We start from the raw sequence: 8,884 nt of genomic DNA, 5'->3' as shown, positions 1-8,884 counted from the left end.
ACCTGATGAGCCTGGGGGCGCTGGATTTCGGCATCATCATCGACGGCGCCGTGGTGATCGTGGAGAACTGCGTGCGGCGGCTGGCTCATGCGCAAGCCGTGGCGGGGCGAGCATTGACGCGCAACGAGCGCTTTCACGAAGTGTTCGCGGCCGCCAGGGAAGCACGCAAGCCGCTGTTGTTCGGCCAGCTCATCATCATGGTGGTGTACCTGCCGATCTTCGCGCTCACCGGCGTGGAGGGCAAGATGTTCCACCCCATGGCCTTCACCGTGGTGGCGGCCTTGTTGGGCGCCATGATCCTGTCGATGACCTTTGTGCCAGCGGCCGTGGCCTTGTTGCTCACCGGCCCGGTCAGCGAGAAAGAGAATCGCCTGATGGGCTGGGCCAAGCGCTCGTATGAACCGCTGTTGGACAAAGCCCTGTCACGGCCACCACTGGTGCTCACCATCACGGCGGTGTCCGTGGCCCTGGCCGCCTTGATGGCCACCCGCATGGGCAGTGAGTTCATCCCCAGCCTGGACGAGCACGACATCGCCTTGCACGCGCTGCGCATCCCTGGCACCAGCCTGAGCCAGGCCATCGAGATGCAGAATCAGCTGGAGCGCACCATCAAAGCCTTCCCCGAGGTGGACAATGTGTTCGCCAAAATGGGCACGGCCGAGATCGCCACCGACCCCATGCCCCCGAGCGTGGCCGACACCTTCGTGATGCTCAAGCCGCGCGATCAGTGGCCCGATCCCAAGCGGCCCAAGCAAGACCTGATTGAGGCCTTGCAAGCGGCCGTGATGAAGGTGCCCGGCAACAATTACGAGTTCACGCAACCCATCCAGATGCGCTTCAACGAGCTGATCTCGGGCGTGCGCAGCGACGTGGCCGTGAAGGTGTTTGGCGACGACATGGACACGCTCAATGAAACCGCCGAGCAGATCGCCAAGGTGCTGGAAGCCGTGCCGGGCGCCGAAGATGTGAAGGTGGAACAAACCACCGGCCTGCCCATGCTGTCTGTGCAGATCGACCGCGAGAAAGCCGCGCGCCTGGGGCTGAACGTGGGCGACATCCAGGACACCCTGGCGACTGCACTTGGCGGCCGCGAAGCCGGTGCGGTGTTCGAAGGCGACCGCCGCTTCGACATCCTGGTGCGCTTGCCTGAAACTCTGCGCAGTGACCTGGATGCGCTGGGTCAACTGCCCCTTCGCTTGCCTGCCAACGCCGCGGGCGAACACGCGGGCCATGCCCGCCTGGCCGACGTGGCCACGATGGACTTCACCCCAGGCCCCAACCAGATCAGCCGCGAAGCAGGCAAGCGCCGCGTGGTGGTCACCGCCAATGTGCGGGGCAGGGACATCGGCAGTTTTGTGGGTGAGGCGCAGACCAGGATCGAGGCGGGTGTGAAGGTGCCCGCTGGCTACTGGACCACCTGGGGCGGCACGTTTGAACAATTGCAATCGGCCTCGAGCCGCTTGGCCATCGTGGTGCCGGTGGCTTTGCTGCTGGTGTTCTTGCTGCTGTTCGCCATGTTTGGCAATGTCAAAGATGGCTTGCTGGTGTTCACTGGCGTGCCCTTTGCGTTGACGGGCGGTGTCGCCGCGCTGTGGTTGCGCGACATCCCGCTGTCCATCTCGGCGGGTGTGGGGTTCATCGCGCTGTCGGGCGTGGCGGTGCTCAATGGTCTGGTGATGATTGCCTATATCCGCAGCTTGCGTGAAGGGGGCATGGCTTTGGAACCTGCGATCCGGGAAGGGGCCTTGACGCGTCTGCGCCCGGTGCTCATGACCGCCTTGGTGGCCAGCTTGGGTTTTGTGCCCATGGCGGTGGCCATTGGCACGGGGGCTGAAGTGCAGCGGCCCCTGGCCACGGTGGTGATTGGCGGCATCCTGTCGTCCACCGTGCTGACATTGTTGGTTCTGCCGCTGCTGTATCGGTGGGCGCATCGCGGGGATGGCGAGCATGCGTTACCGCTGACGGCATGGTCAGTACGAGGACCACATTGATATCGCCTACCTATCGGTGCAGCGCAACGGTCGACCAAAAGCCGACATGGGTTCGCCTCCACATCCCTGGTGGGGACGAAAAAAAACCGACTCAGGAGTCGGTCTTTCACAGGAAGCGCCCAGGTTCAGTAGCGACCGCCTCCGTAGCCACCCGTGCCATAGCCGATGTCCGAACGTTTGGCTGAACTGTAGCCAGCCGCGCTGTATCCGCCCGAGCCGCTGGCTTCTTCGCGGGGACGAGCCAGGCTCACGACAATCGAGCGTCCATCAACGGACATGCCGTTCAGAGCGGTGATGGCGGCCTGGGCAACTTCAGCGGAGGCCATTTCCACAAACGCGAAGCCCTTGGAGTTGCCGGTTTCCCGGTCCATCATGACCTTGGCGGAGGAAACGCTGCCAAATGCGGCGAAGTTGTCTTTCAGGCTGGAATCGGTCACGGAGTAGGGCAGATTGCCCACGTAAATCTTGCTGCTCATGGAAGAGCCTTTCTGAATCATGGCGCATCGTCAGGATGCGGGTGTGCGGGGTGTGCGGGGTGTGCGAATAGGGAATCAGCAGGTGGAAGGATGCGGTATGCACGTTTCCAGCCAGCCCTGGGTGACTGCAAAGAGCCGGGCAGCTTCGCGCGAGGCAAAGGTTTTGTCAAAACGGAACACACGGGAGTAGCTACCGTTGCCCTGTGAGCGATGGACCGAGAAGGAGGCGCGGAAGCGGCCGCAGTCGGTCTGGTGTGTCGCGGGCGAAACGACGTACTTGCCCATGGAAATGGCGATATTTGAAATCTTGTTCAATCAGTGGGGTGCGCAGGCATGAATCGACCTGCGTGAGCATCGGGGGCTCGGTTGGCTGCAGCTCGGCAGACCAAAAGGGCGACGAAAGTCGCAAAACGCGGCCAGCATGGACGAGGTGTTCGCCTCTGAAAAGGCGTCGCCTCTACTGCGCGAGGGAAGATTATACCACCAACGCCGCCAAAGGGCGCATGCTCTCCTGCCAGGCGCGCTATGTCGATTTTGCTTCCCGTTGTTCGTCGATGGGATACGGGGTGCCCTCAGGCGGGCGCGCCGACCGTTCAACTTAACAGGAGTGAAGACATGTCATACATCGATGGATTCGTGATCGCGGTCCCCACCGCCAACAAGCAGAAGTTCATTGAGCACGCTCGCCATTTCGACTCGATGTTCATCGAGCTGGGCGCGATCCGTGTGATCGAAGGTTGGGGCGACGATGTCCCCGACGGCAAAGTCACCGATTTCCGCCGCGCAGTCCAGGCCACGGCCGAGGAGACGGTGGCCTTTTCGTGGGTCGAATGGCCGGACAAGGCCACGCGCGACGCAGGCATGAATAAGATGATGGAAGACCCGCGCATGGATCCGTCCACGCCCGGCAACCCGCCCATGCCCTTCGACGGCAAACGCATGATCTTCGGCGGCTTCGAACAGGTGGTCGAAGTGAAGGCTTGAGCAGCGCAACCGCAGGACTGTCCGTACGCCTAGGGTTGAGTCGGTCGATGCGCTTGCCGCCAGGCTCTGGGTGTGAGCCCAGTCCATTGCCGAAACGCGCGCGTGAAGTTAGCCGGATCGGCATAGCCCAGCATCTGTGCGATCTGCGCCACTTCCAGCGCCGGGTGTGCCAGCAGCGACAGCGCATCACGGCGGCGTGCTGTATGCAAGAGGTCTATGAAGCGCAAGCCCTGGCCCTGCAATCGACGGCGCAGGGTGCGCGTGCTCATGTTCAGCCGCTCAGCCACCGTTTCCAAGCCAGGGTAGCTGTCGTCGTGCAACACCAGTTCGCACCGCACAAGTTCGGCGATCTCATTCATGCGTTTGCCTAGGAGCCGTTCCGCCTGCTCGCATTGGCGCAGGGCATCATCAAGGGCCAGCTTGCTTGCCTGCGGCAGCGGATCGTCCAACAGATGGGCTGGCCAGCGGATGCAGCAGATCGGCATGCCCCAGCGCACAATGCCCAGCCGACGCCGAACCGAGTCAGCATACGCGGGCTCTTCGACATCGAACCAGACGGTCAACTGCTTTGGTTCCACCCGCTGCACGCTGGTGATGCCGCGTACGAAGCCGGCAACCATTGCTTCCAGCACCTTGTGGCGGTGCCTGTCTGGTACCAGGGAGGGCAAAGTCTGGAACTGCAGCATGCACACGCCATCGACGGTGGTGATGTCCAGCGCTACGCCTACGCCGTAGAAATCCCAAAATCGGCGGCACAGCGCCAGTGCATCGTGGCCCGTGGCACATGACAACACCGCCGTCCCCAGAGCGCCCAGTGCCGCCGGTGGAATCCGCCAACCCATCTCCGTACCGATGCTGATGCCAGGGCCCAGCATTTCGGCGATGGTGTCGAGGAGGCGCAGGTACTGTTCCATCGCCAACTCTGGCCCTGCCGGGCCCTGAGCGGAAGAGATGCCGGCTTTGCGAAGCACCTCCGCCGTCGCATGGCCATGCTCTTCGGCGAGCCCCAGGTAACTGCGCGTGAACAGAGCGGGCACTGTGGGCAGCGCCGAGGCGTACTTGGGAAGTGTGTGCATGTGGCTGCTGCGTTTGGCCGAAACTGACAAGCATTATGTCTGCGCCTCCCCTCACGGCAATGTGCGGTTCATCACAAGAATGAAGTCATTGCCAGTGGGCATGATAAAGATGGTGAGACAACGCTAAATGAGTAACATCGACGACACGCTCAGCGCGGGCCAACTGGCTGGCGCACTGGCAGAGGGCCGCATCGGCAGCCGTGACTTGCTGGAACACTACTTGGCACGCATAAAGCAGCGCAACGCGCCCATCAATGCCGTCATCGCGATGAATGTGGAGCTGGCACGCCGCCGTGCCGACGAGGCCGATGCCGCCACGCGCCGTGGCGAGTGCTGGGGCCCGCTGCACGGTCTACCGATGACCATCAAGGACACCTGGGAAGTACCAGGCTTTCCCTGTACCGCTGGCGCACCCGAGTACCGTGATCACCGCCCGCAAAAGCCGGCGGCCCCCGTGCAGCGACTGCAGGATGCTGGCGCCATTGTCTTTGGCAAGACCAATGTGCCTTACAAGGCGCTGGACATCCAGACCAACAATCCAATCCATGGCATCAGCCGCAATCCTTGGGACCCTTCGCTGACCACTGGCGGCTCATCGGGCGGCGCCGCTGCAGCGCTGGCATGCGGTTTCACGCCGCTGGAGGTGGGCAGTGACATCGGCGGGTCGATCCGCATCCCCGCTCACTTTTGTGGTGTCTACGGCCATAAGAGCACGCACGGCATCATCTCGATGCGCGGCCACGTGCCAAGCGATCCAGGACACATTGGCGAGCCAGACCTGGCCGTTGCCGGGCCCATGGCGCGCAGTGCGGAAGACTTGGCGCTGCTGCTGGACATCATCGCGGCACCGTCCTCAGCCATGCAGCCTGGGTGGCGTTTGGACTTGCCCGCCCCTCGGCATGAGCGCCTGGCCGACTTTCGGGTTTTGATGTGGACAGAAGATGCTGATTGTCCTATCGACTCTCGCATGGCCGCCGCCTACCGCAGCCTTGCTGGGCAACTGACCGATGCCGGCGCGCAGGTCAGCCACGGCGCTCCAGCGGGCCTCGCGCTGATGGACCTGTACCCCAACTACACGATGCAGATGGGGGCGCTCATGAAGGCCTGGTTGACGCGCTCCGAGCGCATGGCCAAGGGCATGGTTGCGCCAGCGATGGGCTGGACACCGGCGATCTTGCGCGGCGTGGGCAAGGTGATGGATTCACCGAAATGCCTGGACAAGTTCGTCGAGGGCATGACGATGAGCCATGGACGCTGGCTGGCGTTGATCGAGGAAGCGCTGGTTTTGCGCGAGCGCTTCTGTGCCGCCTTTGATCAATACGACGTGATACTGGCGCCACCCACGATGACGACAGCCTTCCCGCATGATGACTCGCTGTTCGCCATGCGGCGAGTGCTGATCGATGGGCGCATGCGGCATTACAGCGACCTGTTCATGTGGATCGCAGCGGCGACGGTGTTGGGCCTTCCTGCTACCAGCGCGCCAGTGGCGCGCACAGCGGAAGGGCTGCCCGTGAACGTGCAGATCATTGGGGCGCCGTACAGTGACCGCACGACGATCAAATTCGCGCAATTACTGGCTGAGACCGCACTACTTCTGCCCGAATCGGGCCGCCTGCCCGCTGGCGACCATCCGATCAGCCAATCCGCAGGCCACCAGCCCCCACCAGCCCGATCAGCCCAATCGCAATCAGGTAGATCGCCACGATGTAGTTGAGCAAGCGTGGCATCACCAGAATGAGGATGCCCGCAAGCAGCGAAATCAGCGGCGTCAGGCCCAGATGCAGATTCATTGCGAGCCTCCTGTCGAGCGGCGCACGATGGCGCCATCGACGATCTTCACGCGCGCACCGACCGGCAGCACCGGGTCCACCGCGTGGTCAAAGTTCTTGGTGCTGCCGTCTTCCAGCTGGACTGTGACGCGGTACACCGTGGTCTTGTCCCTGGCGTTCTGGATGCGGTTGCCCGCGTAAGCGCCGCCGAGGGCGCCAACGATGCGGGCGATGTCCTTGCCCGAACCGCCGCCCACCTGGTTGCCGAGCACGGCGCCGATCACGCCGCCAGCGACGGTGCCCAGCACATTGTGCGAGTTTTCGTCGTCGATTTCGGCCTTGCCAACGGCCGTCACGACGCCACAAGTGGTGTTGGCCATGTTGTCGGCGCGGCGGTCCTCGCGGCGTTCGTTACGGTCGCAGCCGTAGGCGTTTGTGTTGGCGCCTGTGTTCGCCACTTGCTCACGCACGAAGCGCTGGCTCGTTTCCTTCTGCCCGACCTTGAGGAAACCGGTGGCGACCAGTTTGCCGCGCAGACGGTCCCTGCGAGACACGGTGTAGCTGCCTTCGTACAAGCCGCGACTGACCTCGGTCAGGGGCATGGCATTGGTGATGCCCTCGATGGCCACCCGGGCCGTGCCGCCAGGCACGCCCGAGAGGGAGAACTTCAGCTCATCGCCAGCGCGGATGCGATCCGGCGCATTGACCGTGAAGGCCCCGATGCGTGCCGTTTGCACTGGGCTGGGCGCGCCGCGCACCAGCGACTGGTCCAGCGTGGCATTCATCTCTCGGCCATCGCGCGCGATGCGTGCCGTCACGAGGCTGGTTGCCGTCAGTCGGTCGCGTGTGCGAACGGTGTAGTCGCCTTCGTAGACGCCGGGACGGACTTCCTGCAGGCGAACGCCGGAGGTGGCGCCGCCAATCTGCAGCGTGACCTCGGACCCCGGTGTGGCCGTGAGCCTGAAGGTCAGCTCGGTGCCGGGTGTCAAGGCGCGGACCTGTTCGACGCCGAAGCTGTCGGCGGTGACCATCGTGGCCGTGGCCGTCTGTGCGTGGGCAGACGTGGCCACTGTCAGCGGCAAGGCCGCCGCCAGCGCGAGAATGAGCACGGACAATCGTGAGGGCAGGTTCATCATGAGCTTCCAGCGTGCCACGAAGCGGGCACGTACCCAGGTTTAACGCGGCACACGCCGCCACGGCCGACAGAACAAAAAAGATATTTGGCGTGGGCTAACCTACGGCCCCATGAAGCCCCGCCGCCCCGCCGCCATCACACGCCGCACCACCCTGCGCCGCCTCCTCGCCACTTTGCTCAGTGCCGGGCCCCTGTCTGCCCTCGCCGCCGCCCGCCGCAAGCCCCCTGCCAAAACCGAGCCCGCGCCAACGCCAAACGAGCCCGTCCCGGCCTGGCGCCCCGACCACACCGTCATCGTCATCCTTGAAAACCTGTCGGCTTTTGAAGCCACCGAGGCCCAGCTCAAAAGGGGCGATGCGCCCGTGTTTGCCAGCAGCTCCAACTGGCGCTACCTCCACGAGCTGGCCAGCCAGGGCGCGCGCTTCACCAACTCGCATTTCACGCGCACGCCTTATGGCTCGGCCTTGCCCACGCGGCCCAGCCAGCCCAACTACCTTTATCTGTTTTCAGGCCACCACCAGGGCGTGTTGCCAGCCTGGTTTGAAGACACCCGCTCGCCCTACAAGGGCCAAGCCTTGTACGACCGCCAAGGCCAATTGCTGCCATCTCCGCGCCAGACCAGCATCGGCGTGGGCAACCAAATCCTGCCTGAGGCTTGGCTGCCATTGACAGCGCCCAACCTGGGTGCCGCGCTGCTGCAGTCGGGCCGCAGCTTCGCCAGCTTCAGCGAATCACTGCCGTACCCCAGTTGGGGCTGCGCCACCGATGACAGGGTGGCGGCTTGCGCCAGCGCCCAGGCCCAGACCGATTTCTACCGCCGCAAACACAACCCCGCCGTCAACTGGACCGATCAAGTGGCACCCACCAGTCCGCGCGGCCTGAAGGGCGACCTGGCGCATCACGTGCTGCCTGTTGACGTCAACTTGGGCTTCGCGCCGACGAAAGACCCGGTGCTGAAGCAATCCTTCCGCGGTTTTGACCAAGATGCAGAAGGGCGGCCGCTGCCTTTCACGCAGTTGCCCCACGTGTCCATCGTCGTCCCCAATGAGCAGCACGACGCCCACAGCAACACAGCCCAGGTGGCCGACGATTGGCTGCGCCAGAACATCGGCGCCTACGCGACCTGGGCCAAGGCCCACAACAGCCTGCTCATCATCACTTTTGACGAAGACGGCAGCACCGATGCCAGCCGGGGCAACGGCTACATCACCGGCGCGGGCCGCATCCCGACCCTGTTTTTCGGCGCAGGCGTGAAGCAGGGCGATTTCGCCGGGCGGGTGGATCACCTCAACATCCTGGCCACGGTGCTGTGGCTGAATGGCGCGTTAGAGCGTTTCAAGTCCGATTTCCGGCAATTTCACCAAGTTGTGGACGGTTCTGGCTCGGAAGCCGAAAAAGAGTGGCTCAATCTGCGGCCGGTGGCCGAAGTCTTCCGCCCCCGTTAAGTTCG

General features: G+C 63.7%; 8 protein-coding genes and 1 pseudogene. 4 read left to right on the top strand and 5 right to left on the bottom strand.

Translation table 11 applies throughout. From position 1 onward, the window contains the following. Positions 1-1,991, top strand: a 1,991-nt coding sequence (locus Q7V20_RS06315) for an efflux RND transporter permease subunit (protein ID WP_304788313.1), incomplete at its 5' end; no start/stop codon positions are given. Between the two features lie 125 nt (positions 1,992-2,116). On the opposite strand, the gene Q7V20_RS06310 is transcribed toward Q7V20_RS06315, so the two are convergent. Together Q7V20_RS06310 and Q7V20_RS06305 are read right to left on the bottom strand one after the other, a co-directional pair. After that, the gene (locus Q7V20_RS06310; protein ID WP_304788310.1) at positions 2,117-2,467 is read right to left on the bottom strand and encodes an RNA-binding protein; all 351 of its coding nucleotides are present in this window, start codon (positions 2,465-2,467) and stop codon (positions 2,117-2,119) included. A 75-nt stretch (positions 2,468-2,542) separates the two neighbouring features. Continuing rightward, the gene (locus Q7V20_RS06305) at positions 2,543-2,752 is read right to left on the bottom strand and encodes a hypothetical protein (protein WP_304788323.1); all 210 of its coding nucleotides are present in this window, start codon (positions 2,750-2,752) and stop codon (positions 2,543-2,545) included. 330 nt (positions 2,753-3,082) lie between these two features. On the opposite strand from Q7V20_RS06305, the gene Q7V20_RS06300 reads away from it, so the two are divergent. Next, the gene (locus Q7V20_RS06300) at positions 3,083-3,451 is read left to right on the top strand and encodes a DUF1428 domain-containing protein (protein ID WP_304788308.1); all 369 of its coding nucleotides are present in this window, start codon (positions 3,083-3,085) and stop codon (positions 3,449-3,451) included. Between the two features lie 29 nt (positions 3,452-3,480). On the opposite strand, the gene Q7V20_RS06295 is transcribed toward Q7V20_RS06300, so the two are convergent. Continuing rightward, positions 3,481-4,527 (bottom strand): AraC family transcriptional regulator, encoded by a 1,047-nt coding sequence (locus Q7V20_RS06295; protein WP_304788306.1) that lies wholly within the window; start codon positions 4,525-4,527, stop codon positions 3,481-3,483. A gap of 127 nt (positions 4,528-4,654) precedes the next feature. On the opposite strand from Q7V20_RS06295, the pseudogene Q7V20_RS06290 reads away from it, so the two are divergent. Further along, positions 4,655-6,103, top strand: a pseudogene (locus Q7V20_RS06290) (amidase family protein); the annotation flags it as partial. Positions 6,104-6,164: 61 nt separating this feature from the next. Here Q7V20_RS06290 and Q7V20_RS06285 read toward each other — a convergent pair. Both Q7V20_RS06285 and Q7V20_RS06280 read right to left on the bottom strand, forming a co-directional pair. Next, a complete protein-coding gene (locus tag Q7V20_RS06285) occupies positions 6,165-6,320 on the bottom strand; it encodes a DUF3096 domain-containing protein (RefSeq protein ID WP_304788304.1) in 156 nt (51 codons plus the stop codon). Continuing rightward, complete coding sequence (locus Q7V20_RS06280) at positions 6,317-7,435, bottom strand: glycine zipper 2TM domain-containing protein (RefSeq protein WP_304788302.1); 1,119 nt, start codon at positions 7,433-7,435, stop codon at positions 6,317-6,319. Before Q7V20_RS06280 ends, Q7V20_RS06285 begins: the two co-directional genes overlap by 4 nt. A 109-nt stretch (positions 7,436-7,544) precedes the next feature. Here Q7V20_RS06280 and Q7V20_RS06275 point away from each other — a divergent pair, with 109 nt between their 5' ends. After that, a complete protein-coding gene (locus tag Q7V20_RS06275) occupies positions 7,545-8,879 on the top strand; it encodes an alkaline phosphatase family protein (RefSeq protein WP_304788300.1) in 1,335 nt (444 codons plus the stop codon). Positions 8,880-8,884 lie beyond the last annotated feature (5 nt).

This window comes from Aquabacterium sp. (assembly GCF_030652515.1).
Classification (GTDB): Bacteria; Pseudomonadota; Gammaproteobacteria; order Burkholderiales; family Burkholderiaceae_C; genus Aquabacterium.
This window is presented reverse-complemented; position numbering and strand designations above follow the sequence as displayed.